This window comes from Hymenobacter lutimineralis (assembly GCF_008271285.1).
Lineage (GTDB): Bacteria > Bacteroidota > Bacteroidia > Cytophagales > Hymenobacteraceae > Hymenobacter > Hymenobacter lutimineralis.
Window position 1 is genome coordinate 120152 of the sequence record NZ_VTHL01000007.1, and the last position, 26076, is coordinate 146227.

Annotated in this window: 22 protein-coding genes; 7 read left to right on the forward strand and 15 right to left on the reverse strand. The window is 60.2% G+C overall.

The features are described from left to right. The first annotated feature begins 1 nt into the window (after nucleotide 1). Complete coding sequence (locus FY528_RS08785) at nucleotides 2-1903, forward strand: hypothetical protein (RefSeq protein WP_222931800.1); 1902 nt, start codon at nucleotides 2-4, stop codon at nucleotides 1901-1903. Here the strand turns inward: FY528_RS08785 and FY528_RS08790 are convergent. Then, nucleotides 1900-3234 (reverse strand): glycosyltransferase family 4 protein, encoded by a 1335-nt coding sequence (locus FY528_RS08790; RefSeq protein ID WP_262383952.1) that lies wholly within the window; start codon nucleotides 3232-3234, stop codon nucleotides 1900-1902. The two genes, FY528_RS08785 and FY528_RS08790, sit on opposite strands and share 4 nt — an antisense overlap. A 143-nt stretch (nucleotides 3235-3377) precedes the next feature. Here FY528_RS08790 and ffh point away from each other — a divergent pair, with 143 nt between their 5' ends. Beyond that, entirely contained in the window at nucleotides 3378-4727 is a 1350-nt protein-coding gene (gene ffh, locus FY528_RS08795) for a signal recognition particle protein (RefSeq protein ID WP_149070627.1), read from the forward strand. A gap of 202 nt (nucleotides 4728-4929) precedes the next feature. Here ffh and FY528_RS08800 read toward each other — a convergent pair whose 3' ends face one another. After that, nucleotides 4930-5406: a nucleoside deaminase gene (locus tag FY528_RS08800; protein ID WP_149070628.1), complete on the reverse strand. Its 477-nt coding sequence runs from the start codon at nucleotides 5404-5406 to the stop codon at nucleotides 4930-4932. Nucleotides 5407-5646: 240 nt separating this feature from the next. Beyond that, entirely contained in the window at nucleotides 5647-6036 is a 390-nt protein-coding gene (locus tag FY528_RS08805; RefSeq protein ID WP_149070629.1) for a hypothetical protein, read from the reverse strand. 112 nt (nucleotides 6037-6148) lie between these two features. Between FY528_RS08805 and FY528_RS08810 the strand changes: the two genes are divergently transcribed. The 3 genes from FY528_RS08810 to FY528_RS08820 all read left to right on the forward strand — a co-directional run bounded on the left by FY528_RS08810 (nucleotide 6149) and on the right by FY528_RS08820 (nucleotide 8370). After that, a complete protein-coding gene (locus FY528_RS08810; RefSeq protein WP_149070630.1) occupies nucleotides 6149-6883 on the forward strand; it encodes a class I SAM-dependent methyltransferase in 735 nt (244 codons plus the stop codon). 71 nt (nucleotides 6884-6954) lie between these two features. After that, a complete protein-coding gene (locus FY528_RS08815; protein WP_149070631.1) occupies nucleotides 6955-7407 on the forward strand; it encodes an acyl-CoA thioesterase in 453 nt (150 codons plus the stop codon). A 348-nt stretch (nucleotides 7408-7755) separates the two neighbouring features. Further along, nucleotides 7756-8370 (forward strand): hypothetical protein, encoded by a 615-nt coding sequence (locus FY528_RS08820; RefSeq protein WP_149070632.1) that lies wholly within the window; start codon nucleotides 7756-7758, stop codon nucleotides 8368-8370. A gap of 14 nt (nucleotides 8371-8384) precedes the next feature. Here the strand turns inward: FY528_RS08820 and FY528_RS08825 are convergent, their stop codons facing one another. From FY528_RS08825 to FY528_RS08840, 4 genes are all read right to left on the reverse strand, one after another. Continuing rightward, the gene (locus FY528_RS08825) at nucleotides 8385-8930 is read right to left on the reverse strand and encodes a DinB family protein (RefSeq protein WP_149070633.1); all 546 of its coding nucleotides are present in this window, start codon (nucleotides 8928-8930) and stop codon (nucleotides 8385-8387) included. Between the two features lie 149 nt (nucleotides 8931-9079). Then, the gene (locus FY528_RS08830) at nucleotides 9080-10063 is read right to left on the reverse strand and encodes a pyruvate dehydrogenase complex E1 component subunit beta (RefSeq protein ID WP_149070634.1); all 984 of its coding nucleotides are present in this window, start codon (nucleotides 10061-10063) and stop codon (nucleotides 9080-9082) included. A gap of 101 nt (nucleotides 10064-10164) precedes the next feature. Continuing rightward, entirely contained in the window at nucleotides 10165-10608 is a 444-nt protein-coding gene (locus FY528_RS08835; RefSeq protein ID WP_149070635.1) for a hypothetical protein, read from the reverse strand. 53 nt (nucleotides 10609-10661) lie between these two features. After that, nucleotides 10662-12392: a tetratricopeptide repeat protein gene (locus FY528_RS08840; protein ID WP_149070636.1), complete on the reverse strand. Its 1731-nt coding sequence runs from the start codon at nucleotides 12390-12392 to the stop codon at nucleotides 10662-10664. Between the two features lie 241 nt (nucleotides 12393-12633). On the opposite strand from FY528_RS08840, the gene FY528_RS08845 reads away from it, so the two are divergent. Then, complete coding sequence (locus tag FY528_RS08845; protein WP_149070637.1) at nucleotides 12634-12852, forward strand: PspC domain-containing protein; 219 nt, start codon at nucleotides 12634-12636, stop codon at nucleotides 12850-12852. Here FY528_RS08845 and FY528_RS08850 read toward each other — a convergent pair. From FY528_RS08850 to FY528_RS08885, 8 genes are all read right to left on the reverse strand, one after another. Then, complete coding sequence (locus tag FY528_RS08850) at nucleotides 12775-13890, reverse strand: glycosyltransferase family 2 protein (RefSeq protein WP_262383953.1); 1116 nt, start codon at nucleotides 13888-13890, stop codon at nucleotides 12775-12777. The genes FY528_RS08845 and FY528_RS08850 overlap by 78 nt on opposite strands. After that, entirely contained in the window at nucleotides 13880-14215 is a 336-nt protein-coding gene (locus FY528_RS08855; RefSeq protein ID WP_149070638.1) for a YbaB/EbfC family nucleoid-associated protein, read from the reverse strand. The genes FY528_RS08850 and FY528_RS08855 overlap by 11 nt, the downstream gene beginning before the upstream one ends. Before the next feature lie 133 nt (nucleotides 14216-14348). Beyond that, the gene (locus FY528_RS08860; protein WP_149070639.1) at nucleotides 14349-16271 is read right to left on the reverse strand and encodes a T9SS type B sorting domain-containing protein; all 1923 of its coding nucleotides are present in this window, start codon (nucleotides 16269-16271) and stop codon (nucleotides 14349-14351) included. Nucleotides 16272-16423: 152 nt separating this feature from the next. Then, nucleotides 16424-17920 carry a histidine ammonia-lyase gene (gene hutH, locus FY528_RS08865; protein WP_149070640.1) on the reverse strand — a complete coding sequence of 499 codons (1497 nt, stop codon included), beginning with the start codon at nucleotides 17918-17920 and terminating at the stop codon, nucleotides 16424-16426. 158 nt (nucleotides 17921-18078) lie between these two features. Then, nucleotides 18079-19482 (reverse strand): histidine--tRNA ligase, encoded by a 1404-nt coding sequence (hisS, locus tag FY528_RS08870; protein WP_149070641.1) that lies wholly within the window; start codon nucleotides 19480-19482, stop codon nucleotides 18079-18081. An 87-nt stretch (nucleotides 19483-19569) separates the two neighbouring features. Beyond that, nucleotides 19570-19917 carry a hypothetical protein gene (locus FY528_RS08875; RefSeq protein ID WP_149070642.1) on the reverse strand — a complete coding sequence of 116 codons (348 nt, stop codon included), beginning with the start codon at nucleotides 19915-19917 and terminating at the stop codon, nucleotides 19570-19572. A 353-nt stretch (nucleotides 19918-20270) separates the two neighbouring features. Further along, the gene (locus tag FY528_RS08880) at nucleotides 20271-20678 is read right to left on the reverse strand and encodes a carboxypeptidase regulatory-like domain-containing protein (protein ID WP_149070643.1); all 408 of its coding nucleotides are present in this window, start codon (nucleotides 20676-20678) and stop codon (nucleotides 20271-20273) included. 967 nt (nucleotides 20679-21645) lie between these two features. Continuing rightward, nucleotides 21646-24114, reverse strand: coding sequence for a TonB-dependent receptor (locus FY528_RS08885; protein WP_149070644.1), 2469 nt, complete (start codon nucleotides 24112-24114; stop codon nucleotides 21646-21648). A 694-nt stretch (nucleotides 24115-24808) separates the two neighbouring features. On the opposite strand from FY528_RS08885, the gene FY528_RS08890 reads away from it, so the two are divergent. Then, on the forward strand, nucleotides 24809-26053 hold the full coding sequence (locus FY528_RS08890; protein WP_149070645.1) for an efflux RND transporter periplasmic adaptor subunit: 1245 nt from the start codon (nucleotides 24809-24811) through the stop codon (nucleotides 26051-26053). The last annotated feature ends 23 nt before the right edge of the window (nucleotides 26054-26076 follow it).

Sequence of the window (26076 nt, forward strand, 5' to 3'; positions counted from 1 at the left end):
CGTGGCAGCCTTACTCCAACGAAGCGGTAAAGATGCTTCGACTTCGCTCCGCATGACGCCCGATATTTCCACTTCTGCTTTCGTTTTCCCCCAGCCCATCAAACTCATTATCTGGGATTTGGATGACACCTTCTGGCGGGGCACACTCTCCGAAGGAGCCGTAGAAGGACTGGAAGAAAACCTGCGGCTCGTCCGGGAAACGGCGGCTCGCGGCCTGGTGCATACCATCGTTTCCAAGAACGATTTCGCGCCAGCCGAGGCCAAACTCCAGGAACTGGGCATCCGCGACCTGTTCGTGTTTCCGCAGATCAGCTGGCAGCCGAAAGGCCCCATCATCCGGCAATTGCTGGAGCAAATGCAGCTGCGGGCGCCCAATGCCCTGTTCCTCGACGATAACCCCATAAACCGGGCGGAGGCGCAGTACTACAACCCCGAGCTGCAGGTGGCCGACCCTGCCGACCTCCGCGCCCTGGCTCCTTTGCTGCGGGCCAGCGGCAAGGCCGACCCCACGTTTTCCCGCCTAGAGCAATACAAGCTGCTGGAGCGGCAGCAGCAGGCCCGCACCCAGTACAACGACAACCTGGCCTTTCTGCGCGATGCCGAGGTGCGGATTCGATTTGCGGAAGGAGAGCAGGTGCTGCCCGACTTCGACCGGATAGAAGAACTCATCAACCGCTCCAACCAGCTCAACTTCACCAAGCAGCGCGTAACCGCCGAGGAGCTTCAAGTCAGCCTGCGGGACCCCGCCCGGCGGTGGGGCAGCGTGCGGGTGCAGGACCGGTTTGGCGACTACGGCCTGGTGGGCGTGTACTGCCTGAACGTGGCCGATAACCGCCTGGAGCAGTTCGTTTTTTCCTGCCGCATTCTGCACCTGGGCATCGAACAGTTCACGTTAGCTTACCTGGGCTTCCCGGCGCTGGACGTTCGGGGCGAGGTAGCCACGGCGCTGAACCAGCAGGACAGGCCCGATTGGATTACCGTAGATACTGGCCCGACGGCGTCACCCGCGGCGCCTACGTCCGGCAGCCGCCTGCGCGTTTTGCTGAAAGGGGGCTGCGACCTAGGCCAGCTCACGCCGTTCCTGCAAGCCTTTTCCTTGGAAGTGCGGGAGGAGTTCAACTACAACAACGAGCATCAGATTCCCGTCCATCTAGAGCATACGGCCCTGCTGCGCGCTAGCCGGGAGTGGCCCGCCACGGAGCAGCAGCGCCTCGCCACGGCGCTGCCTTTCCTGGGCCAGGAAGCATTCAGTACCCAGCTCTGGACCTGCGACTACGACGTACTGGTGTACAGCCCGCTGATGGACTACACCCAGGAGCTCTACCAGGAAAATGCTACAAGCCGGCTGGTGCCTTTTGGCGGCTACCAAAACCTACAGCAGGTTGACCCCGCTGCTCAGGCTGCCAAGTTCGCCCAACGCCGGTTTCTGGGCATGGACGAGGCGTTTCTGCGCTGGTTTCAGCGGGAGTTTACCTGGCAGGGGCAAAGCAGCCCGGAGCAGTTTACCGAAAACCTGCGCTGGCTCCGCAGTCAGGTACCGGGGCACATTCCCATTTTCTTTTTGAACGGGGCCGAAGTAGAAGTACCGGGCTCTGGAGAAGCCGGAGCCGCCCAGCGTCATGCCGTGATGAACCAAGCATTAGCTGCATTTGTGGATTCTGCCCCGAACTGCTTTATCATCGACGTACGGGAGTTTGTGCACAGCTCCGACCACGTAACCAACAACCTGCGGCATTACCAGCGCCAGCAGTACCGTACCCTGGCCCAGCGCCTGGCTGCCGCTATTGGCCAGTGGCAAGGGCAGCAACTGGCGCATTCTTCCTGGACGGATTTGAAGGCGCGGGCAAGTAGCCTCGTACCCAGCAAGCTGCGCGGCGTTTGGCAAAAGCTCAGCAAGGGCTAAGCCGAGAGCAATGCGGCTAACTGGGCGGTGAGGGCGCGGCGCGAGTAGTTAGCGTACTGCTGCGTCGGCAAGTCCAGGTTGGGGTGCTCCTGCCACTGGGTGGCCAACTCCTCGAGCCGGGTCAGCATGCCCGCATAGTCGTCGTAGGGTAGGGCGCGGCCGGCTCCACATTCCGTCAGCAGCGTGTCCGCGTCCGAGCCCAGCGGCCCCACGCACAGGATGGGCTTTTTGGCCGCCAGATACTCAAACACTTTGCCCGGCAAAATAGCCAGGTTGTTGGCCACGTCCGGAATGGCCATCAGCAGCACCGTGCTGCGCAGCAGGTAGCCTACCGACTCATCGTGCGGCACGAAGGGCACAAACTCGGTTTGCTCCTGCAGGCCAGCTTCGGCTACTTGCTGCTGCAGCCTGGGCGATACTTTTCCCACAAAGCGTAGCCGCAGGGGCACCTGAGGGTACTGGCGGCTGCAGGCCGCGCAGGCCGCCAGCAGCTGCTCGATGTGGTAGGTTTCGGAGATGGTGCCCGTGTGCGTAATCAGCAGCGCATCTGAGGGGGGGGAGCTGGGCAGCTGGAAGTCGTCTTCATCGTAGCCATTGGGCAGCACCCGAAACTTCTCGGCCCGCAGCCCCGGCGACTTGCTCAGAAACAGGCGCTTGGTATTGGGACTGGTTACCAGCACGGCGTCGGCCTCTTCCAGCACCTGCCGCTCGTAGCGCGCATCCAGCCAGCGGGCTGGCGGCAGGTGGTTGAGCTCTTTATAATAATAGATGTCCGTCCATGGGTCGCGCATGTCGGCCAGCCAGCGCAGCCCGTAGCGCCGCTTCAGCTCCAGGCCAATGAGCTGGGTAGAGTGGGGGGGCGAGGAAGTCAGCACGGCATCGAACTGCTCGCCCGCGGCCAGCAGCTGTTCCACGGCCTGCAGGACATAGCGGTTCCAGCCCCGACGGGCATCGGGGATGAACACGTTGCCGCGCACGAACTTGAACAGGCGCTGGGTGAGACTGGTCTTGCTTTCGCCCACGAAGCCGCCGTAGGGTACCTGTTTGCGGCCCGTCAGCTTCTTGTAGCTGTCGAAGGGCTCGAAGGTGCTGGTGCGGATGACGCGCACCCCAGCCGGAATGTCGGCCGCCAGCGAATCATCCAGAACCGGATACGCGGCCTGGGCGGGGTCTACGGTAATGACAGTAGGCTCCACGCCAAATTGGGGCAGGTGCTTCACAAACTTAAGGCTGCGCTGCACGCCGGCCCCGCCGGAAGGGGGCCAGTAGTACGTAATTACGAGCAAACGAAGGGAGCGGGCAGCAGGCACGGGCACGAAGGGGAGTAGCAAGAAAGCAGCGAAGGTACACAGCCGTGACCTTTCGGGGTTTTCTGGTTACTTTTGGAGGCTGAATTCTTGAGAACCGGGCGCAGTGCGGCCGGTAGCCTCGGCCCAGCATATCCCGTTAAATAAAGCGCAAACGCTGCGACTCCATGTTCGATAACCTTAGTACCAAGCTCGATAAGGCCTTCAAAACGCTGAAAGGCCAAGGCAGCATCACCGAAATCAACGTAGCCACCACGGTAAAGGAAATTCGCCGCGCGCTGGTAGATGCCGACGTGAACTACAAGGTGGCCAAGGAAGTCACCGACAAAATCAAAGAAGAGGCCATGGGCCGCGACGTGCTCATTAGCGTGTCGCCGGGCCAGCTGCTCACCAAAATCGTCTACGATGAGCTCACCCAGCTCATGGGCGGCGAAAAGCAGGACATCGTTATCAAGGGCGAGCCGGCCGTGGTGCTGCTCTCGGGCCTGCAGGGCTCGGGCAAAACCACGTTTGCGGGCAAGCTGGCGTCCTTCATCAAAAAGCAAAACCGCACGGTGCTGCTGGTAGCCTGCGACGTGTACCGCCCAGCCGCTATCGACCAGCTGAAAGTGCTGGGCGAGCAGATTGGCGTGGAAGTATTCTCGGAGCCGGAAAACAAGAATCCGGTGGAGATTTCACAGCATGCCATTGAGTATGCCCGCAAAAACAACAAGAAGGTAGTCATCATCGACACCGCTGGCCGCCTGGCTGTGGACGAGCAGATGATGCGCGAGATTGAGGCCGTGAAAAAGGCCATCAACCCGAGCGAAACCTTGTTCGTGGTGGACTCCATGACGGGCCAAGACGCGGTGAACACGGCCAAAACCTTCAACGACCGGCTGAACTTCGACGGCGTGGTACTCACCAAGCTCGACGGCGACTCCCGCGGTGGTGCGGCTCTGTCTATTCGGGCCGTGGTGGAGAAACCCATCAAGTTCATCTCCACCGGTGAGAAGATGGAGGCCCTGGACATGTTCTACCCCGACCGCATGGCCCAGCGCATCCTGGGCATGGGCGACGTGATTTCGCTGGTAGAGCGGGCCCAGCAGCAGTTCGATGAGGAAGAGGCCAAGCGCATCAACCAGAAGATCCGCAAAAACCAGTTCAACTTCGACGACTTCCTCTCCCAGCTGGAGCAGATCAAGAAGATGGGCAACCTGAAGGACCTGGTGGGCATGATTCCCGGCATGAGCAAGGCCATCAAGGACGTAGACATCGACGATGACGCCTTCAAACCTATTGAGGCCATCATCAAGAGCATGACCAAGCAGGAGCGCGCTCAGCCCGAGCTGCTGAACGGTTCCCGCCGCCGCCGCCTAGCCAAAGGCTCCGGTACCGATATTCAGCAGGTAAACAACCTGATGAAGCAGTTTGAGGACATGCGCAAGGTGATGCGCACCATGAACAAAATGAGCACCACCAAAGGCGGTATGCAGCAAATGGCCCGCATGATGGGCATGAAAGGCCCATTAAGATAAACCACGGATTCGCGCGGATTTATCGGATTGCACGGATTTTGTAGTCGGTGCGGTCTTTAGCAATGCCCACTTTCAAAAACAAAAAAGCCTCGCAGTGTGCGAGGCTTTTTTGTTGGTCAATAATTGAAAAGCGTCAAGTGCGCCGTCCACAAAATCCGTGCAATCCGATAAATCCGCGCGAATCCGTGGTTGAGTCCGTGGTTTAGTATTCCGTTTTGCCTTCGTGCTGTTGCCAGGCTTGGAAACCCGCTTGGGCTTCGGAGCGCAAAAACTCGGTCATGGGCAGGCGGCGCTGGTCAAGGGGCTTGTCCAACTCTTCGTAGATGAACTGGTCGTCGAAGCCAATGGCGGCGGCATCCTGCTTGGTATTGCCGTAAAACACGCGGCGCGGGCGGGCCCAGTAAATGGCTCCTAGGCACATTGGGCACGGCTCGCAGCTGGTGTACAAGTCGCAACCGTCGAGCTGAAACGTGCCGAGCACGGCGCAGGCTTTGCGGATGGCGTCTACCTCGGCATGGCAGGTGGGGTCGTTGGTGCTCGTAACCTGGTTGAAGCCGCGCGCAATAACCTGCCCGTCCTTTACGATTACCGCGCCGAAGGGCCCGCCGTGGCCGGCCTGCATCTTTTCAATGGAAAGCCGAATGGCTTCCCGCATAAACTCAGGGTTAGGGTCCTGCATATAGATCATGTAAAAAGGGCGTGCAAGTTACGCTCCCCGTGGGAATAGCGCAGCCTCAGCGCAACTTATTCCTCAAACCATGAAAAATATCCGAATAATGAAACGGGTTCGGAGCGCAATGGCATGATGATTGATTTAATCAGATTTGAAAGAATAGTTTTTAGGTGTTTTGGTTGTGGAAAAGGGGCGGCTCATTGAGTCGCCTTTTTTTGTTTTCCTGGCCCGCAACAGCAAGCAACTTTATTGCACTACCCGGAGCAGGTACTCTGGCTCGGTGGGGCTACTGCCAAACCGCTCATTGCGGAAGGCACCCACCCGGCTAGGGCCGTAGCCCAGGTTCACCTTCACCCACTCGTCGCGCACGGGCAGCATAGCCAGAATTTCGTTCTGCAGCAGCTGTAGGTCTTCCTGCAGCTGGCTGGTTTCAAGCTGGTTTTCTTCGGCCTGCTGATCGTAGCTGCCCGTGGGTGGCCGTTGGTCGAAGCCATCGGCCGCCGCTTCAGGTTGGTGCTCGTGTGCGGTGCGGGCAATTTCAGCTTGCCGCAGCAGCTTTTCAGTTTTCAGATACGCCTGCACTTTATCTTCAAGTGGGAGCAGGGCAGGGTCAAGGTAATCGAGGTTGCTGGACATTGGGGTAGAAATTAAACCGGTTTTCTTAACGCAACCTCAGCCGAAAGGATGCAGGCAATGCTTAGTGGACTTGATTGCACCCGGCAACTCAGGGCTTGCCTATCTTTGCCGCATGCCTCACTCTGTTTCTTCGCCCGATCCGCTGGGCCATGCGCTGCTGGCTTTCCACCGGGGTACCGATTCTGCTGCTACGCTTACTGTGCATTCCAACGTGGCCGAGGACGAGCCGCTGCCGGCCAGCTACTTTTTTCGCTCGCTCTGGGAGATGCCCGAGTTGGAGCGCTTGGCGCTGGAGGAGTGCCGCGGCCGCGTGCTCGACCTGGGCGCCGGGGCTGGCTGCCACACCCTGGAGCTGCAGCAGCGCGGGTTTGCCGTGAAAGCCGTGGATGTATCGGAGGGGGCGGTGCATGTGATGCAGGCGCGCGGCGTGCAGGAAGTAGCCCGCCACGAGTTGTTTGCGGTGCCCGCCGAGGCCGGAGGCTACGATACGCTGCTCATGCTCATGAATGGCCTGGGCCTGGTAGGCACCCTCGACGGGCTGGAGCGGTTTCTGAAATACGCCCACACCCTGCTGGCGCCCGGTGGCCAGATTCTGGCTACCTCGTCGGATATATCCTACCTCTACGAGGACGAAGAAGGTGCCTTGGTATTCGACCTGAACGGACCCTATTATGGGGAAGTAGAATACACGATGAGTTACGAGCAGGAAACCGGGGCCGCCTTCTCCTGGCTATTTGCCGATGCCAGCATTCTGCAGGACTATGCCGAAGCCGCTGGGTACGACGTAGAATTCCTGGCCGAAGATGAGCAGCAGCAGTACTTGGTGCGCCTCACGGTCAGAAATTAGGAGATAGGAGTTGGATTATTAGTCTGTATATCTGCCTTCTCCTTCCGGCTTCCTCTCCTAAATCCTCAAAAATGGAATACGCTAAAACCTATACCGTCCGCTGGGCTGACCTCGACCCTAACATCCACATGCGCCACTCGGCCTATACCGATTATGCGGCGCATACTCGCGTGCAATTCCTGGCTGAGCAGGGTTTCACCATGGCCCGGTTTGCCCAGCTGGGCATCGGTCCCATTCTGTTTCGCGAAGACACCCGCTTTTTAAAGGAGGTAGGCCTGGGCGAAACCATTCGCGTGACGGCGGAGCTATCGGGGTTGAATGAGGATGGCTCCCGCTGGAATATTGTGCATGCCATTTACAAGGAAGATGGTCGCTTGGCAGCTACCGTCACGGTGGAAGGGGCCTGGCTGGACCTGCGCGCCCGCAAGCTGGCGGTGCCACCAGCTGAAATTTCCGCCGTCATGAACAGCATTAGCCGGCACGCTTCCTACCAGGATATTGTGCGGACGCCCCGCGAAGCGTAGGCGGAGGTAGTTGTCGATAAGGAAAGCACAGGTCTAAATCTGCGGCGCTACCTGTAGGCACCAGCTCGCTGACGTACTGCCGGTCAAAGATCTAGCAATGGGCGTATGCCGTGTGCGCGTGCAGCAGGGTAAGCAAACCCAGTTGCTAGAGCTGATCTGGGAGTAGATACAAGCGTGTGTACTGAGTAGGCACGCCGGAAGGCTACTCTGCGTGCGTTAAGGCATTGGACACTGTTTCCAGTGCAACCTGGAAATAGGCGCAGTGGGAGGTAGAGAAAAAAAATAGGTAGGGGCGTAGGGGTAAACAGCTGGTAGTGGCTCTTACTAACACAAACTGCTCAGACACCTATGAAAACGCTCCTTACTAGCCTGGGCCTGTTGGCCAGCACCACAGTCTTTGCTCAGCAAGCAGAACAGCCCCCTCTTCAAACCCTGCTCCGGCCCGGAACCCACTGCGGCTTTTTCGTGGCCGCCTCCGCGCAGTACGCCCGCCTGGATGGGCAGGATGCGCTGGCGGCTACGGGCCGCATCGGAGTCAGCTTCAACCGCTCCTTCGCTTTAGGGCTGGGCGGCACTGCCCTCACCAATGGGCGCATTCCCAACCGTTGGGATGACCCCATCGATACATCCTCCCCCGATTACTTAGCGGCAGCCTACGGCGGCATCTACCTGGAACCCATGTTTCCGGCCGGGAAAGCCATTCACCTAACGTTTCCTGTGCTGCTGGGGGCCGGTGCTGCTACCAAGGAAAGAGACCTGAATGGTCCTTACTACCGCTACCAGGCCGATGAGTTTCTGATTGTGGAGCCCGGGGTGCAGCTGGAGGTAAACCTGCTCAAGTACGTGGCCCTCGGCGCCGGGGCTTCGTACCGCATGACGACCGGCCTGAACCTGCCGGATACGTCGTCGAAAGCGTTGAACGGGATGTCGGCGGGTGTCACGCTGAAGCTCGGGCTGCTATAGCCGGGGTGGCGTTATCAGGCCAGCTGCTTGCTGATGCGCTGTACCTGCCGTTGGTGATGCAGTACGTGGTCAACCATGAAATCCAGCGTTTGGTAGATGTTGAGCATGCCCGAGCGGGGATGCTTGAAAATGGCCTTGTCGAGCAGCTTTGCCGGAAATTCGTTGAGCAGGCGTTCCAAATGGCGGCGGGAAGCAGTCCACTGTTCCGTCAGCTCGGCAATGGGTGGTGCGCTGGCTCCCTCTGGCATAAGCGCCGTGAGGCGGGCCGGGGCCTTAAACTTCAGAAACGGCACCCGCAGCAGCACCCGCAGCAGCCCCGACCGGAGCCGCGCGCCCATGCCGGATTTTGCCAGGCCGTCTTCCTGTTGCACCTTCTTCTCGATGTACTGCCCGATGCCCTGCTCGGCTACCAGCAAGTGCTGCACCACCTGGGCTGCCGACCACTGATTGGGCCCCGGCGCCTGATGACTTCGGGTTTCGCCCAAGGCGGCGGTGGCTTTTAGCAGTTGCTCAGTAGCGCGTTCAAGCTGCTCGAGGCGAAGGTGAAGACGGTGGTTCATGGGGAAAGGGTGGGGTGGTAAGGGCAAAAGGTACGGATATTTCGCCTGCCTATACGGGGAATCAACCGCATCGGACAAAGCTCGGCTCGAAACCAAAAACGGCCCGCCACCGAAAGGTAGCGGGCCGTTTTTGCTGGGATGAAACCGAGTTACTTGCTTACGTACAGCACGTCCTTCACGGCTTTCACCGTGCGGGCTACGTTGGGCAAAGAAGCCTCAATAAGCGTAGGCGCGTAGGGCAGAGGTACGTCGCCGCAGGTGATGCGGATAACGGGGGCATCGAGGTAGTCGAAGGCGCGGCGCTGCACAATGTAGGCTAGCTCCGAGCTGATGCTGGCCAGCGGCCAGGCTTCTTCTACCACCACCATCCGGTTGGTTTTCTTTACCGATTCGATGAGGGTGTCGTAGTCGATGGGGCGCACGGAGCGCAGGTCGATTACCTCAGCATTGATGCCTTCCTTAGCCAACTCGTCGGCGGCAGCCAGGACAATTTTCATCATTTTGCCGAAGCTCACCAGCGTCACGCTGTCGCCGGGGCGCACGACGTTGGCTTTGCCGATGGGCAGCAGGTACTCTTCCTCGGGCACTTCTCCTTTATCGCCGTACATCAGCTCCGATTCCATGAAAATCACGGGGTCTGGGTCGCGGATGGCTGATTTCAGCAGGCCCTTGGCGTCATAGGGGTTCGAAGGAACTACCACCTTCAGGCCGGGCGTGTTGGCAAACCAGTTCTCGAAGTTCTGGGAGTGCTGCGAGGAGAGCATACCCGCGTTGCCGGTAGGGCCGCGGAACACAATGGGGCAGGAGTACTGCCCGCCCGACATCGAGTAGATCTTAGCGGCCGAGTTAATCACCTGGTCAATGGCTACCAGGGAGAAGTTGAAGGTCATGAACTCGATGATGGGCAGCAGGCCGTTGGCCGCCGCACCCACGCCAATACCGGCAAAGCCCAGCTCGGCAATGGGCGTGTCAATCACGCGCTCCGGCCCAAACTCGTCGAGCATCCCCTGGCTTACTTTGTAGGCGCCGTTGTACTCGGCTACTTCTTCGCCCATCAGAAACACGCGCGGGTCGCGGCGCATTTCCTCGGACATGGCTTCACGCAGGGCTTCCCGGAATTGGATGGTCCGCATAGTCAGTCGGTCAGTGACAGAAAGTCGAAAATCAAAAAGAAAAGGCCGGAAAACTTCCGGCCCGTAAAGCTACAACGAGGAAGGCGGCCGGGCAAACTCGATTATTGTTCAAGTTTGAGCATCACCGTAGCCGCATTGACTTTGATGCCCCACTCACTTTGAAATACTAACTGCAAGTCATAATCCAGCGGTGGATTGCGGTCTAACCAAATGTTATCGAAGTCTCCACGCGCTTCCATTGGTGCGCGGCAAATGTCGCGCAGGCAGTCGTCCTCACTGATGGGATATTCTGCATCACGCTCTTTAACGTGGAAATAACTGACTCCGGAGAACAGCAACTCTAGCTTCTGCCATGGCACTTTTTTTGCCCAGTCACCAGAAGATTTAGTCCAGCAAAGAATCAGTTTTGCTTCACTAGGCACATACTGAAGCTGAGTGAAGTTGAAATTGTTGTGCAAATCAGCATAGCCGTTTTTTGGCCATTCCAACCCGATGTACTGGTCGTCGAGAGAGAAATTCAGGAATTCCAAAGCTGGCTTTTGCAAGGGTTAAACGGCTTGTGTATTTGGCCTCTTTACATCTAGTAGCAGTTAACCTGCTACTTCAATGCCTCCACAAACGCCTTGTTCGCAGCCAAATCCCGGAACTCCAGGTCCTCTACGGCGCGCTGGGCAAAACTGCGGTCGAGCTGCACGGCGCGGCGCAGGTGCAGCCCCACGGTGGCGGGGTCCTGCTGGCGGGCGGCAATAATAGCCAGGCAGTAGTACGCCAGCGCGTCGTTGGGCTTGAGGGTGAGGGCCTCCTGGTAGATGGCAGCGGCTCCGTCGGGGTTGTTTTTGAGCAGGTACACCAGCGCCCGGTTCATGGTATTCTGGTAGGATCTGTCGCTGAAGCTGATGCTGCGCAGGGCATCCTCGGGCTGGCCGATTTCAATTTCCAGCGCGGCCTTATCGGCAAATACCTGGTTGAGAATAGCCCGCGGGCCGCCAAGCTTAATGGCGTAGTCGTAGCTCTGCAGCGCTTCCAGCTTGTCGCCGGCGCGGTGGTAGGCCGTGGCAGCCCGGTAGAAAGTAAGCGCGGTGGGGTTGCGGTGTGCGGCCAGCGTGAAGTTGGTGGCGGCCCGGCGCTGGTAAGCACGTTTCACGCGCAGGTTTACTTCCTTTTCGGCGCGGGCGGCCAGCACCACGCCTAGGTTGTGGTAGGCCTCCCAGCGGCCGGTGGTGGCAATGGCCGTTTCGTAGATGCGCTGCTTTTCGGCCAGCAAAGGCGTGAGCGTGGCGGAGTAGCGCAACTCCTCGGGGGTGAGGGCATCGGCTTCCATCTGCTTTTCCACAATCTTCTTGGACAGCAGATAGATTTCCGACTCGTAGCGCTGGGGCGCCGAGTATTTCACGGCCACCGTGCCAAAGCGCATCACCGGGTAAATGTACTGCTCCAGGTAATCGAAGTAGGAAAGGCGGTGCAGTTGCTGTTCTCGCTCCGCAAAGGTGCCCTTCGACTCATTCAGGATGGTGATGATGGAATCGACCTGGGCGGGCTGCAGCGCCGATTCCTGGACTTTCTGCATGAACAGGTCCCAGCGGTTGCGGTAGGCCTTGGTCTCGAAGCGCACGGCACTCACCGAGTTCAGGTAGGAGCTGACGTCGAGGCGGTTCTTGAAGTACTTCACCAGGGCCTGGGTCCGCTGCTCGGCCAGGCGCGGGTTTTTGGTTTCCTGGGGCTCGGGCGAGTTGGCAGCCACGACCATTACCAGTTCGGTCTTCTGATTGGCCTCAATAAATTCTTCCAGCGCGGCCACGTTGGTGCCCAGGTAGTTGCGGATCTTGCTTTCTCCAGTATCAAAGAAAAAAGGCAATACCCGGATGCCCCCACCGGCCAGGTTAGCGGGCGGCTCGGGCAAATAGGGAATCAGCGAATCCTGGCGCACCACTAGGCGGCTGGTCGTCACGATGCCCCGCGCAATGAGGAAGGGCTTGCCTTGCCGGCGCTTGCCATTCGGCTTGAGCTGGCGTGCTTCGGGCGTGGCCATGAGCTGCCCCGGGTTTTTACGCGGCACAAATGTGATGTTGAACTGCTTAGTGGCGACGAGCTGGTCTTTGCGGTCCTCATCGTACACATAGTCGCCGGAGGCAAAGCCGATGCGGCCCACGGTGTCTTCGCGCAGGCCGTTGTCGTAGTGGTAACGCAGGTTGAGGCCATAGGCGTAGCCTTTTTTCAGGTGCTTGGCAGGCACCCGCGCCTTCACCTCGAAGAGTACATTCTCGCCGTTGGTTTCCAGCACGGCCGGCTGCACGGCTACTTGCTGGCCTTCGCCCGCAACCTTCAGCATACGGGAAAGCGTACAACCAGAAAGCAAAAAGCTGACTAACAGCACAACAGAGACTAAACGCGCAACTTTGGGCATATGCAACAGGGCGGATCGGCGGGCAGAATTTCGGACCTCAAACGAAAAACTGCCGTAGAGAGACGTAACTTGAGCCGAATAAGTGAAGAAAGTCTTGTGTGTTAGGGGGAAGTAACATAATTTACACAAGGTGGGCCGGCAGTGGCGGTAGGAACAGAAAAGAGCTATGAAACGACTAACCGACTTTATTGAGAAACAGAGCTTTGGGGTGTGCAACACGCTGGGGCAACGGCTGGGCTTCTCAACGAGCAGCGTGCGCCTGTCGTTCGTGTATGCTTCCTTCTTCACCTTTGGGTCGCCCATCGTGCTATACTTTGCGCTGGCCTTCTGGCTGAACGTGCGCCGGGCCATGCGCCGGCAGCGCAGCACCGTCTGGGATTTGTAGTTCCGGAAACGTGCGGCGCCCACGGGCAAAATAGGCCCAAACCAAGCTTCCCGCATATGTGCCGGCGCGCTGCGCTACCGTCAGGTGCGGGCGGCTTAGCTTGCGTTGCTGTTTCCAGTAAGCTCGTTGCTGCCACACGTGGCGGTGGGCGCGCATAATGGCCTTGGCATCGGGGGTAGCGCCCTGCAGCAGAAAGCGCAGCGCGGCCACCCAGTCCAGCACCAAGCGGGTGGCCACAACACTAAAAACGTCGCGCGGCGCCGAGTTTTTGTACACCAGGGCTAGGCCATTTCGGAAGTTGAGGTAGGTTTTGCGCGGGTTCGACTTTGCCAGTGTGCCGCCCCCCACATGATACACGGTGCTTTGCCCGCAGTACCAGATGCTGTGCCCCGCGTTCTGGAGACGCCAGCACAAGTCAATTTCCTCCATGTGGGCAAAGAACTCCGGTTCCAGCCCGCCCAGCGCCTGCCAGGCATTGGCCCGCACCAATAAGCACGCCCCGGTGGCCCAAGCCACGGGCCGACTGTCATCGTACTGCCCGTGGTCGGTTTCCAGGGTATCGAAGAGGCGGCCCCGGCAAAACGGGTATCCAAACTTGTCGAGGTAGCCGCCCCCGGCTCCGGCATACTCAAACTCCGCTGGCTGGTGATACGAGCGGATTTTGGGCTGGCAGGCCGCTATGGTAGCGTTGCTTTCCAGTAACTCCCGGAGGGGGCGCAACCAGCCGGGCGTTACCTGCACGTCGGAGTTGAGTAGCACGTAATAGCGGAAATCCAGCTGACGCAGGGCGTGGTTGTACCCCTCGCAAAACCCGAGGTTTTGGGCATGCACCAGCACCTGCACCGATGGAAAATGCTGGTGCAGCCACGCCACCGAGGTATCGGAGGAGGCGTTGTCGGCCACTACGATGCGGGCCCCGTCGGCGTGGGCTAGCACGTCAGGTAAGAACTGTTCCAGCCAATGCTGGCCATTCCAGTTCAGAATTACCACGGCCACATCGGCGCAGGAGCCGCCGGGCGGCAACGGACTAGATGCCAAGGCTACCGAAATCGAGGCCCGGCACGTTGGGCAGTAGGCCGGAGGTCTTGCGCTTGAGTTCTTCCTTTGCCTGCTCGCCCACGTCCTGCAACACTTTGTTTACTGCCGCTACTACCAGGTCGGCCAGCATTTCGCGGTCCTGGCCCGTGAGCAGGCTTTCGTCAATATCCAGCTTGAGCAGACGGCGCTGCCCGTTGGCCGTGGCTTTCACCAAGCCCCCGCCGGCTTCGGCCGTGGCGGTCAGGTATTGTAGTTCGTCCTGGGCTTGCTTCATTTTTTCCTGAAGCTCTTTCACCTTGCCCATCATGCCCATCATGTCAAACATAGTCTCGTCTGGTTAAGTAAGTGGTAAAAAGGTAGATGCCTGCAGGCTGCCCAGAGTTGCTTGAAGCAAGTAAACTAGGGCTTGCCGTTAGAGGGCGGGCAAAGGTACGCAACGCGGCATAGGCGGGACTTTTTTAACGCAACAGCGTCACGGAGCCGTTCTGCACAACTGGCTGGCCGGTTTCATCGGTAGTCTCAAACCGGTACACGTACACGCCCGGCACCGGAGCAGCCCCCCGGATGCGGCCGTCCCACTTATCCTGGCGGCTGGTGCCCCGAAATACTTCCTGGCCGTTTCGGTCCCGCAGAATGAACAGGTACTTGGTCAGGAACTGCCCTTTCACTTCCAGCACGTCGTTCAGGCCGTCCCCGTTCGGGGTGAAGGCAGTGGGCACGGTCACGCGCACGCGCCGCACTATCTGCACCACGTTGGAGTAGCTGACCACGCCCGCGCTGGTGGTAGCTTCCACGCGGTAACGCAACACCTGCCGGTCGGCCGGGGGTGCTAGGTCCAGCACTTCCAGCCCATTGACGGGCTGACTACGCAATACTTGTCCATCAGAAGCCAGCAGCAGCAGCTGATAGCGGGCACCCGTGCGGCCACCGTCCAAGGCGGTCCAGCGCAGCGCCACGGCATACTGGCCGGCTGCTTCCTGCTCCAGAGCAGTTAGGATAACGGGACAGGCAGCGGCACTGGGGGCCGAGGTCTGCCCGCAGGCGTCGCGTAGCAGCGCGGTGTAGCACGCAGGCTGCTCCGTGGAGAGAGCAAGTGTGGAGTCGCGGAGCGTGGCCGGGGCAGTTCCCAGCTCTACGGTGGTCGTATTCTGCTCCCGGCGGAAGGTGGCCTGGCTTCCAGCGGGTGAAGGTGAGGCCGTGAGCACAACCCGGTTGCGCAGATCGAAGCTGGCCGTAAGCGTGGGTTTGGGCGGTGGCGACCCAGTTACGGCCCGCACGCTCACTTCATTAGAAGTGGCAGTGACAGCCCCCGTAATGGCTACCACCCGGTACGTGTAGTCGGAACCGCACAAGACGTCAGCATCGACATAATTAGTGGCCGAGCCGTTGAGTTGGGTAATGAGTTGGCCGTTTCGGCTGATCTGGAAGCTGGCAGGGGCGCCGCCAGTAGTCCAGCGCAGCTCGTTGCGGCCGGCTGCTGCACTGGCTGCCAGCTGCACGGCACAACCCGTGGCCGATACGTATTTCGCGCCTACCGACGCACAGGCATCCGTCAGCCGAAGCCGGAAACAGCCGCTGGCCGGGGCCGATGGTGCCACGTACGTGGTGGTACTGGCCGGTACTTTGGCCACCTGCCGAAAACCTCCCGGCTGTGCAGCATCGGCCACTTCCAAAACGTACTGATACTGGTTTTGCAGGCCGGCAAAAGTGAACTGCACGCCCGCGTTCAATCCCGTGAGACTGGTGAGTTGAGGAGCTACCGGTGCCGGTAATGTGGGCAGAGGCTGGGTAGCGGTGCCCATGCAAAGCCCCGTCACGGCGTAGCTGCCCCGCACCGTTACGCTGCTGGACCCGGCCGGCACGGGGTAGTTGGCCGTAGTGCCGGCCGCAACGTTCTGGGCCGGGTCAGCGCCTATTTGCACCGTAAATCGGTCGTAGGTGCGGTCAGTCAGCGCAACCTGCACGGTACCCGGGGCGCAGGCTTGTACCGTGAAGGTTGGGGCCGGCGTGGCGTAGACGGTAAATGTGCGGGAAAAGATGATGCCGGTGCCGGCACTGGAGTTGGTGTTCTGGGTAATGACGAGCTGCCCTGCCGTAGCGGGGGCCGTGCGGGTGGTAAGCGTATCCCCCGGCTGAAACCCCGTGCAGAGCGTGGCCGTGCCGAGCTGGTAATAAACTTTCTCGGGGTCGAGGGGGCGGCCGCTACAATCGCGCAGCCGGAAACGCTGGCCCGCGCAGAGTGCCGTCACTTCCTGGCGGGTTGCGGCATCATATACTTTAAAGCAAGCCCCGGAGTTGGGCGTGTTCTGGCACTGGGCCACCCCACGCGTGCTTACCAGGGAAAGCAGTAGAACCAGAAGAAAAAATGCCCGCAGCCGCAAGTAGAAAAGCCGTTAAAAGAGGAAAACCATGCTTACTAAACGGCAAATGCCGGCAAAAGCTTTTGGCGCAAGTAAAATAATCGGGCTGATGGAAAATCAGAACGTCCAGCCCTTTCCCGGACTGGACGCTCCGCGGGGACCGGGGCGGGGAGTTATTGCCAGTGGTAGGTACGCACGAACTCGGCGGCGGCGTGCAGGTCGGGGTAAAGCATCCGGTCCTGGCTGACGAAACCCACGCGCTGGCGAAAATCCGCTATTACCTGTTCGAGGCGGGCGGAGGTGCGGGCCGGGCGGCGGAAATCCAGGGCCTGCACGGCGTTCATCAGCTCAATACCCAGCACCTGCTCCGTGTTCTGCACCACCCGCAGCGCCTTAGTGGCGGCGTTGGCGCCCATGCTCACGTGGTCTTCCTGCCCGTTGCTGCTCACAATGCTATCCACCGAAGCCGGCGTGCAGAGCTGCTTGCTCTGGCTCACGATGCCGGCGGCGGTGTACTGCGGAATCATAAAACCCGAGTTGAGCCCGGGCTCGGCTACCAGGAATGGCGGCAAGCCCCGCTGCCCCGAAACCAGCTGGTAGGTGCGGCGCTCCGATATAGATCCTAGCTCGGCCACCGCAATGGCCAGGAAGTCCAGCGCCAGGGCCAGCGGCTGCCCGTGGAAATTGCCGCCCGATAAGATGGCGTCGTCCTCCGGGAAAATATTCGGGTTGTCGGTCACGGCATTTACTTCCGTTTCCAATACCTGCGCCACGTAAGTCAGCGCATCGCGGGAAGCACCGTGTACCTGGGGCTGGCAGCGGAAGGAGTAGGGGTCCTGCACGGCCGTTTTGGGCTGGGCCTGCAGCTCGCTCCCGGCCAGCAGCTCCCGCAAGTGGGCGGCTACGGCCAGCTGCCCGGCGTGCGGCCGGATCTGGTGCAGCCGCTCGTCAAAGGGCTCCGGGCGGCCATCAAAGGCTTCCAACGATAACGCGCCGATGACATCGGCGGCCAGCGTGAGGCGCTGGGCGCGCAAGGTGCAGTGCACGCCGTAGGCCAACATGAACTGCGTGCCATTCAGTAAGGCTAGGCCTTCCTTGGCTTCGAGCTGTAGGGGCTGCCAGCTGAACAGGTGGAGGACGTCGGTGGCCTTCAGGTCGTAGCCCTGGTACTGCACGTTGCCCAGGCCCAGCAGGGGCAAACACAGGTGAGCCAGCGGCGCCAGGTCGCCGCTGGCTCCCAAAGAGCCTTGCTGGTAGACAACGGGCAGAATGTCGCGGTTGTAGAAGTCGAGCAGGCGCTGGACCGTGCTGAGCTGCACCCCGCTGTGGCCGTAGCTAAGGCTGCGCGCTTTCAGCAGCAACATCAGTTTCACCAGCTCCGCGGGCACCGTCTCGCCGGTCCCGCAGGCGTGCGACATCATCAGGTTCACCTGCAGTTGGGCCCGCTCGGCCGGCGCAATACTGGTATTGCAGAGGGCTCCGAAGCCCGTGTTGATGCCGTAAATCGGGGCGTCGGACTGCTCCAGTCGGTCGTGGAGGTAGCGGTGGCAGGCGAGGATGCGCTCCTCGGCCTCAGGAGCCAGGGCGACACGGTTGTTTTCGGTGAGCAGCTGCTGCAGCGCCGCAAGGGTGAGGTGCGTGCTGGGGCTAAGAGCGTGATTGGCGGACATGGGTGGGTGGGAAAGCGGGAAGGGCCCAAAATTGCCAAAACAAACCCGGACTCGCACCATCCTGGCAAGTCCGGGTTCAGGAAGTAGGGCAGCCGTTTCTCGGAGAAAGAGTGTTGCCCCCGAGCGTTAGCGCCTCAGTTGAATTGTAGCTGGTGTAGCTATTTCGTCAGGGCGTCCAACACCGCATTCCACCCCAGTAACTGCTCTTGCCCGGTACTTAGCTCCTTGAGCTTGAATTGGCCGGCTGCTTGTTCCTCGGGGCCCTGCAGCAGCACATAAGGAATACCTTTGGCGTCGGCATACTTAAACTGCTTGCCTAGCTTGGCTTCGTCGGGGTAAAGCTCGGCGGCCACTCCCGCCTCCCGCAGTTGGCGCAGAATGGGTAGTAGCTGGCGGCTGTTTTCCAGGTCGAAGGAGGCCAGCAGGCAGCGCGTGGTGGTGGCCACGGCCTCGGGGAACAGGTTGAGCTCTTCTAGGCAGTCGTAGAGGCGGTCTACCCCGAAAGAGAAGCCCACGCCCGACACGCCCGGCAGCCCGAAAGCCCCCGTGAGGTTGTCGTAGCGGCCGCCCCCGCTCACGCTGCCCATGTTTACGTTGTTGATCTTGATTTCGAAAATGCAGCCTGTATAGTAGGAGAGGCCGCGGGCCAGTGTGGGGTCAAACTCGAGGTGGTCGAAGTGGGTGAAGCCGAAGTCCTGGAGCAGTTGCTGCACCTGGCCTAACTCCTGCAGGCCTTTGTAGCTGCCATCGGCTTCGGTAGGCACCTGCGCGGCCGCAAAGGCGCTTTGCAGCTGCTGAAGCTTCTCGGCAAAGGAGCCTTGCACGCTCAGCAACTCGAAAAGCCGCGCTACGGAAGCCTCCGAAAAGCCACGCTCAAGCAGCTCCCGCGTTACGCCGTCCTGCCCAATCTTGTCGAGCTTGTCGATGGCCGTGAACAGGTCTACTTCCGTGCCTTCGCCGCCCAGGGCCTGGTAGAAAGTGCCCAATACACGGCGGTGATTGATTTTAATCGTGTGCTCCGTAAGTCCCAGCGTGTTCAGTACTTCCGACATCATCAGCACAATTTCGGCTTCGCAGAGCAAGGAATCGGTACCTACCACGTCGGCGTCGCACTGGTAAAACTCGCGGTAGCGGCCCCGCTGCGGGCGGTCGGCGCGCCACACGGGCTGAATCTGGTAGCGCTTGAAGGGGAACGTGAGCGTGCCGCGGTTCATCACCACGTAGCGGGCGAAAGGCACCGTGAGGTCGTAACGCAGGCCTTTTTCGGCAATCTTAGGCAACACTTTTCTGGAGCCGGCCTCCAGGTCTTCGGCCGTAACGGCGGCGTTCTTCTTGGTCAGGAAATCACCCGAGTTCAGGACTTTGAACAGGAGCTGGTCACCCTCTTCGCCATATTTGCCGGTCAGCACCGACAGGTTTTCCATGGTCGGCGTTTCGAGCGGGGCGTAGCCAAACTTCTCGAACACGCGGCGAATTACGCCAAAAATGTAGTTGCGGCGGGCCACTACGGCCGGGCCAAAGTCGCGGGTACCTTGCGGGATGCTGGGTTTCTGAACGCTCATCGAATGCCAAAAATATGGGCGCGAAGGTACTCACACTTCCCGGCACTCGGATAGCCTTGCTCCTAAATAGGATGTGGTTGCTGGGACCTAGCCTTCCCGCTGCAGCAGGCGGTGAGCATCCAGCAAGGAAGGCAGTACTAAAGGTGCTTCGTCTGCGGGCAATTGTGCAAACCGGGCCGTGGCTGACTGGGGTAAGTGACAGAGCACAAGCTGGCGGTGCTGGCAGCGCAGGGTGAAATCGTACGCTAGGAGCAAGTCAATAGCATCCTCGGGCAGCTCGGTCAGCAAGCTGCAGTCCACGCAAATCAGGCGCTTTTCGCTGCGGCTGGCCCGGTGCAGGCCCCTGGCAAGCTTGTGCTGGTCGTTGGGGTCGAACTCCGGGGCCACAATCAGCAGATAACTATCCGGTAATTGCTCACGGTACACATCCATCATGAGCCTTTAACGCCAAGCACTCAGGAAAAGTAACACCCGCTAAAAGGTGCTTAAATCGAATAATTTGCTCTTAGCTGAGCAGTAATTAGGTGTAAATATGTGATTTACAAATAATAAATAAAAATATACTTCCTTAATTATTAGAACAAAATTTTATTGGTTGACAATAGTTTATAATGAAATAATTCAATAACAGGTATTGGGGTATGATAATAGTCTGGGGATAAAACGCGCACCGCCCGACTGGCTGCCTCCGGGGAGAGCAGTTCGTCGAGCGGTTTCTTTCTGGTGCATAGCTACCACCAGAATCGTAAGCGAAAAGAGGCAGGGTGTTGTGCGGCGGTATTTGTTTACTAGCCTTGGGGCTGAGCAGTGCAAGCCGCCGCAGTAGCTTTTATGCTAGCGGCCTTAATAGGCTGCAGCGAGACGGTGCCCACGGCAATGCGGGTCTGGACGCCATTGACCGTGATACGGGGCTGCTGAGGGCGGAAGCCCAGCACCGTGGTTGCGAGCTTGTACTTACCGAAAGGTACTTTGCCCACTTGGAAGGAACCATCGGCGCGGGTGGTGACCGTGCGGATAACGGCATTGTCGGTGGCGCGCAGAATGGCTACGGTAGCGCTGGGGATGGGCTCATTGGTTTCCCCGTCGCGCAGGGTGCCCGTAACGGTGCCGTTGTAAAAAGTGCTGGCGGAGAGTTGCAGGCCGGCCAAAACGAAGGTGAAACCCAGGAGGATGCGGTTGAAGGCGAAAGTTTTCATAGCTCAGAAAGACAAAAGAGAAGGCGGAGTGGGCGAGGAAGGAACTGGGCAGCCGCGGTTCTGCAGCAGTGGCTTCCTGAGCCCGAAGAGAAAGTAAAAGGCAAGTCGGCAGGGCTGATGCTGGGTGCCGAACGAAAACCGGAGGCCGGTTACTCTACCCATTTGAAAAGGACTTTCGCGTGATAGAGTAGAAGGAACAGAACAAAGGTAATACTTACTACTATGCTTTGCAAGGTACCTTTGAAAAATATTTTTTGTTTGTGTTTTTCTCGCTCTGTTGTCTACCCGTTGCAGTCAAAAAAGCGCTGGAATCAAGAAGAAGCGGAAGGGAAACGAAGCGGGGTAATACGGATAAGTGCCTACTACGAAGTGCTTTGTTACTCCATTAGATGGGCGTTCTTACCCGAGGGTTGCCTAGAGCTTATCATTTTTTTCTAACACATCAGGCAATATAAAATTCAGGATTCCTGAAGGGGTTGCACTCAGCTTGAAATAGTGGCACAAAGGTACCGGGTGGTGCCAGCGGCGTCAACCGCACGATGATGTGAGCCAGAGAGCTACAGGCCTAACATTATCCGGGCCGGGTATACAGCACCGGAAACGCCCACGACAGACTTTGCCAGCAGGCGGGCAGCGTGCCCTTTGTAGCAGCCCCAGGCAGCCGCCTACGGAGCCGGTAAAGAAGCCCACGGGTACCTTTTCACTGCCCCATTTGCCGTCAAACCGGCAAGCCTTCTTGAAGCATAGCTCCAGTGTTCCGAAAGCTAGCAGGGAGAAGGCAAGCACTGCGAGCAAGAAGGGGAGGAAGTTCCATTCAGCCAGTCGGGCCTCCGAGCGGCTGGCTGCCTTAACCCGGAAAAAAATACTGCCGGCCTCCAAAGGAAACCGGCAGTATAACAGCACAAGAAGAAATAGCGCAACGCAGCAACTCAGTACGCCTTTTTCGTTGTGCCTGGCGGGAGCTGTGCTAGCCCCCGAATCCGCCGCCACCTCCCTGGGGCTGGCTTTCAATTTTCTTGGGTGGCTTGGTAGCGCCGATGTACCAGGTGAAGCCCAGCCACCCCACGCGGGTCTCATTTTTGTAACGGTTGCGCACCGTCAGATCCTCGGTGTTGATTTCGGAGCGGCTCACCTGCGTATCGAAGATGTCGGATACCCGCAGCGTGAGGGCTGCGCGGTCCTGGAACATGCGCTGACGCAGGGCTACTTCCAGGCCACCGTAGGCCAGCTGCCGGCCCTGCGCCGTGAGCGTAGCCGAGCGCCAGGAGCCGGTGAGCTGCACATCGAGGGTAGGCCGGGGCGTGAAGTTGGTGCTAAAGCGCATGGTGCCCGCCACAGTGCGGCGGTTGTTGCCCTGCTGCCCGTTGGAAGCCACTTCGCTGCGGTATAAGGATCCCGAAGCCGATACTCGCCACCACTTGGTGAGGGACTGGTTCCAGGTAGCCTCGGCCCCCAGGTTGGTGGTGTTGCCGAAGTTGCGGTAGGTTTCGGCCGTCACAATGCCGGCCTGGTTGATGCGGGTGGCCGCCGTATCAATTTCCCGTACCCGCTGCACCACATTCTGCGAAAAGCGGCCAAACAACGTACCCGTGATAGAAGCGCCCCCGCTCAGGTTAAGCTGGTGACCCAGCTCCACGTTGTGGCTGAACTCGGCGCGGAGGCCTGGGTTGCCTTGGCGGTAGGTACGGGCATCCTGGTAAAGCTGGAAGGGCAGCTGCTCCATAAAGTTGGGCCGGTCGATGCGGCGGGCATAGCTCAGCTGCAGGCGCTGCTGGCCCGGCTCCTTGCCCAACTCCTTGGCCAGGGTAGCCGAGGGAAACAAGCTCAGGTAATCGAGGCCCACGCGGCCGCTGCCGCCTTTTACGGTGCCGCTCAGGTTTGTGTATTCGGCCCGGAGGCCACTCTGCAGGCTATAGTTATGGCCCAGGGTGCGCTGGTAGGTTACGTAGGCCGCCGGCAGCACTTCCCGGATGTCGTAGGCCACGGACCGGGCCGCGTCAGGCTGGAAGTCGGTAGGCCGGTCGACGGGGGCCGAGGATAAGTCGGCGGTGCCGTCGTTGTCGGTCATCTGCAGCTTCAGGCCGGTTTCAATTTTGCCTTTGTCACCGGCCAGTGGATGGGTGTAGTCGAGGGTGCCGTAGAGAATGCGCGCTGCTACTGCAAACTGCTGCCGTTGCGTAGGGGCATTGCTCAGCTGCTGGGTGAAGGGCACGTCGGCATCGATAACTACGTAGCCGGCGTTGGATGTCAGCTCCCGGCCTTTCTGCTGGGCCCAGGTGCGGCGGTAAGAAGCATCGGCGTTCCACACCCGCACGTCCACGTCTACTTTTTGCTGGCCCAGCTGGTCGGGCTTGGCTTCGCCGTTAAGCTTGGTAGTCAGCGTCTGGGTGTTGAAGTTCTTCTCGCCCTCTTTCGACGGCGACACGCTGAAGCTCAGGCTTTGTTCCTCGCTAAGTTCGTAGTCTATCCCCAGGTTGAGGGAGTGGTTGATGCGTCGCTCAATGCCCGTGCCCTGCTGAGTGGTCTGGATAACGTCGCCATTCTCCAGGTAAGCTGTCTGGGCGCCTTTTGACTTGTCGGTGAAGCGCTGGTCGCGGCCGTTGTAGCCAAAGTTCCAGGTGGCCTTGCCCCGGCGGCGGCTCAGGCTCAGGGTGGGCGCGTACTTGCGGCCGTTGCCGGCTACCAGCCCAATCTGGCCGTTGGTGCCTTCCTTCTTATCTTTTTTGGTGATGATGTTGATGACGCCCGCGCCCGAGGCATCGTACTTGGCCGAGGGGTTGGTCATCACCTCTACCTGCGAAATGCGCGAGGCGGGCAGCTGGTCGAGGCGGGGGCCCGGGCCCCCGTTGCTGGTGCCGGCGGGCTTGCCGTCAATGAGAATGGTGAGGTTGGAGGAGCCGCGCAAGCTCACGGTGCCGTTGGCGTCTACGGCCACGGAGGGCACGTTCTGCAGCACGTTCACGGCCGTGCCGCCCACGCTGCTCAGGTCCTTCTCCACGTTGATGACGCGCTTGCCCAGGTCGTTCTGCACGGTTTCTTTCTGGCCCGTCACCGTCACGCCTTTTAGCTGGGTGGCAATGGGCGTCAGCGAGAAAGAACCCAGCTGCACATCGGGCGCGGCCGTGGTGAGCGTGAGGCTGCGGCGCAGGGGCTGGTAGCCGATAGCCGAGGTTTTCACCAGATACTTGCCCAGGCCCAGGGACGCCAGCCGGAAAGTGCCGTTCTCGCCGGTTTCGGCCCCCGCCACAAACGTAGAATCCTGGGCGCGCAGCACCACCACGTTGGCGAAGGGCACGGGCTGCTTGTTGCTCTGGTCGAGCAGGGTGCCGCCGACGGAGCCAGTGGGCTCCTGCTGGGCGGCGGCGGCCAGGGGAAAGAACATAAAGAGGAGGCCCAGGCCCCGCAGGGTCCGGTAGAGTGGTAGCTGAGTTTTCATCGGAAAAGGGAGGTTGGAAGAGCGAAACAGGCAATGCAAGGCCAGCCCAACGGCCGCGGCTCCGTTGGAAAGGGGGGTTGCCCGGAAGATAGGCGTGGGTGGCAGGGCCCTACCGGCTCAGGGCAGGAGGGCCAGGGAGCCCGCTTCCCGGGGGCGCCGCCGCAACCAGGTGGTTGCCGGCAGGGGCGCCGCACTGCCTGGCCCGGTTGGCGCAGGGTGGGAGGGGCTGCCGGGGGGGCGGGTAAGGCCGCACCCCCGGGTGGTAAGCGAATCAATAAGCCAAAGGTAACAGAAGGTACTATGCAACGCAAGGTACTTGCGGAAAATATTTTTGCGGGCCCTTACATTCTCCCACTAACTGCCGGCCCGGGGCGGCGCTGCCACGCGCCCGGCCCACGCAACCAGCCCCGGCGCCCCGCCCCGGACGGCCCGGTGGGGGAGGGTATACCGGCCCAGATGCCCGAAGCCGCGCAGCCGTTGCCCGGGGCCGAAAAAATGTTTGCCCCCGGCCCGCGCCGGCACCCGGGCCGGGCCGGGCGGGCCCCGCAAATCCGAACACCCTGTCCGGTTCCGGACAGTTTTTTCAACCGCGCCGGGGCAGTAAATCGAGGTAAATAATTGATGGATTGCGGGTTGTAAACCTGGCACTGCGCTTGGCTAGGGTAGGGCACAACCACTACACGACCCAACGAAAATGGACAGAGCTATTTCCTCCGCTATCCAACACCGCCGCGTGCGGCAGCGCTGGCTGCTGGCCCTGGCCGGGCTGCTGCTGGTAGCCGGCGGGCTGTGGGCTTTCCGCCACGTGCTGCGCCCCAGCATCAGCCAAGCCGACCTGCTGACCACGACCGTCGAAACCGGCGACGTGGAAGCTACCATCACGGCCTCGGGGGTGGTAATTCCGGCGCGGGAAGCAGTGGTGACCAGCCCCATTCAGTCGACCATCCGGCGGGTGCTGCTCACGGCCGGCGACGAGGTGAAGCCCGGCCAGCCCATCGTGGAGCTGGACAAGGAAATGACGTCTTCCAACCTGGCTAAGCTCCAGGATGAGCAGTTGCAAAACCAGAACAAGAGCTCTGTGCTGCAACTTTCCCTGGAGCGCACCCTCAACGACCTGGAAGCCCAGGAACAGGTGCAGCAGGAGAAGGTCCGCAGCCTGCAGTCGGCCCTGCGCGACGAGCAGCACCTGCTGGGCATTGGCTCGGGCACCCAGGAAAACGTGCGCCAGGCCGAGCTCAACCTGAAAATTGCCCAATTAGAGTTGCAGAAAGTGCGCCGCCAGATGGCCAACCAGCGCCGCTCCAACCAGGCCGATGAGCGGGGCCTGGGCTATACCCGCCAGATCCAGGCGCGCAGCATTGCCGAGCTGGCCCGCGAGCTGCAGCAGGCCACCATCAGCGCCGACCAGGCCGGGGTGCTCACCTGGGTGAGCGAGGATGTAGGCGGGGCCGTGAGCAAAGGCCAGGTGCTGGCCCGCGTGGCCGACCTAAGCTCGTTCCGGGTGCGGGCCACCGTGGCCGATACCTACGCCGACTCCCTGCACGTGGGCGACGCCGTGCGCGTGCGCCTCGGCGGCACCGACCTGGCCGGTTCCATTGCCTCCATCAGCCCGGCCGTGGAAAAGGGCGTGGTGACGTTCTACGCCCGGCTGCGCGACAACCACCACCCCGTGCTGCGGGCCAACCAGCGTGCCGAGGTGTACGTGGTCACGCGGGCCCACCCCCGGGTGACGCGCGTGAAAAACGGGCCCTTCTATCAGGGTGGGCGGGAGCAGTCGGTGTTTGTGCTGCAGGATGGCAACGCCGTGCGCCGCACCGTGCGCTTCGGCGACGCCAACTTCGACTACGTGCAGGTGGTGCAGGGCCTGCGCCCCGGCGAGGAAATGATTATGACCGATATGAAGGACTACGAGCAAGTAAACGAGCTGTCTGTCAAGTAACTACTGGCCGCGGACAACAAACG

Excerpts from the sequence above, each read along its gene's own strand:
- hutH (WP_149070640.1), bottom strand. The coding sequence starts at position 17,920 with ATGTCCGCCAATCACGCTCTTAGCCCCAGCACGCACCTCACCCTTGCG.
- FY528_RS08815 (WP_149070631.1), top strand. The coding sequence starts at position 6,955 with ATGGAATACGCTAAAACCTATACCGTCCGCTGGGCTGACCTCGACCCT.
- ffh (WP_149070627.1), top strand. The coding sequence starts at position 3,378 with ATGTTCGATAACCTTAGTACCAAGCTCGATAAGGCCTTCAAAACGCTG.
- FY528_RS08890 (WP_149070645.1), top strand. The coding sequence starts at position 24,809 with ATGGACAGAGCTATTTCCTCCGCTATCCAACACCGCCGCGTGCGGCAG.
- FY528_RS08810 (WP_149070630.1), top strand. The coding sequence starts at position 6,149 with ATGCCTCACTCTGTTTCTTCGCCCGATCCGCTGGGCCATGCGCTGCTG.
- FY528_RS08875 (WP_149070642.1), bottom strand. The coding sequence starts at position 19,917 with ATGATGGATGTGTACCGTGAGCAATTACCGGATAGTTATCTGCTGATT.
- FY528_RS08805 (WP_149070629.1), bottom strand. The coding sequence starts at position 6,036 with ATGTCCAGCAACCTCGATTACCTTGACCCTGCCCTGCTCCCACTTGAA.
- FY528_RS08820 (WP_149070632.1), top strand. The coding sequence starts at position 7,756 with ATGAAAACGCTCCTTACTAGCCTGGGCCTGTTGGCCAGCACCACAGTC.
- FY528_RS08885 (WP_149070644.1), bottom strand. The coding sequence starts at position 24,114 with ATGAAAACTCAGCTACCACTCTACCGGACCCTGCGGGGCCTGGGCCTC.
- FY528_RS08880 (WP_149070643.1), bottom strand. The coding sequence starts at position 20,678 with ATGAAAACTTTCGCCTTCAACCGCATCCTCCTGGGTTTCACCTTCGTT.
- FY528_RS08800 (WP_149070628.1), bottom strand. The coding sequence starts at position 5,406 with ATGCAGGACCCTAACCCTGAGTTTATGCGGGAAGCCATTCGGCTTTCC.
- FY528_RS08825 (WP_149070633.1), bottom strand. The coding sequence starts at position 8,930 with ATGAACCACCGTCTTCACCTTCGCCTCGAGCAGCTTGAACGCGCTACT.
- FY528_RS08845 (WP_149070637.1), top strand. The coding sequence starts at position 12,634 with ATGAAACGACTAACCGACTTTATTGAGAAACAGAGCTTTGGGGTGTGC.
- hisS (WP_149070641.1), bottom strand. The coding sequence starts at position 19,482 with ATGAGCGTTCAGAAACCCAGCATCCCGCAAGGTACCCGCGACTTTGGC.
- FY528_RS08855 (WP_149070638.1), bottom strand. The coding sequence starts at position 14,215 with ATGTTTGACATGATGGGCATGATGGGCAAGGTGAAAGAGCTTCAGGAA.
- FY528_RS08830 (WP_149070634.1), bottom strand. The coding sequence starts at position 10,063 with ATGCGGACCATCCAATTCCGGGAAGCCCTGCGTGAAGCCATGTCCGAG.
- FY528_RS08840 (WP_149070636.1), bottom strand. The coding sequence starts at position 12,392 with ATGCTGAAGGTTGCGGGCGAAGGCCAGCAAGTAGCCGTGCAGCCGGCC.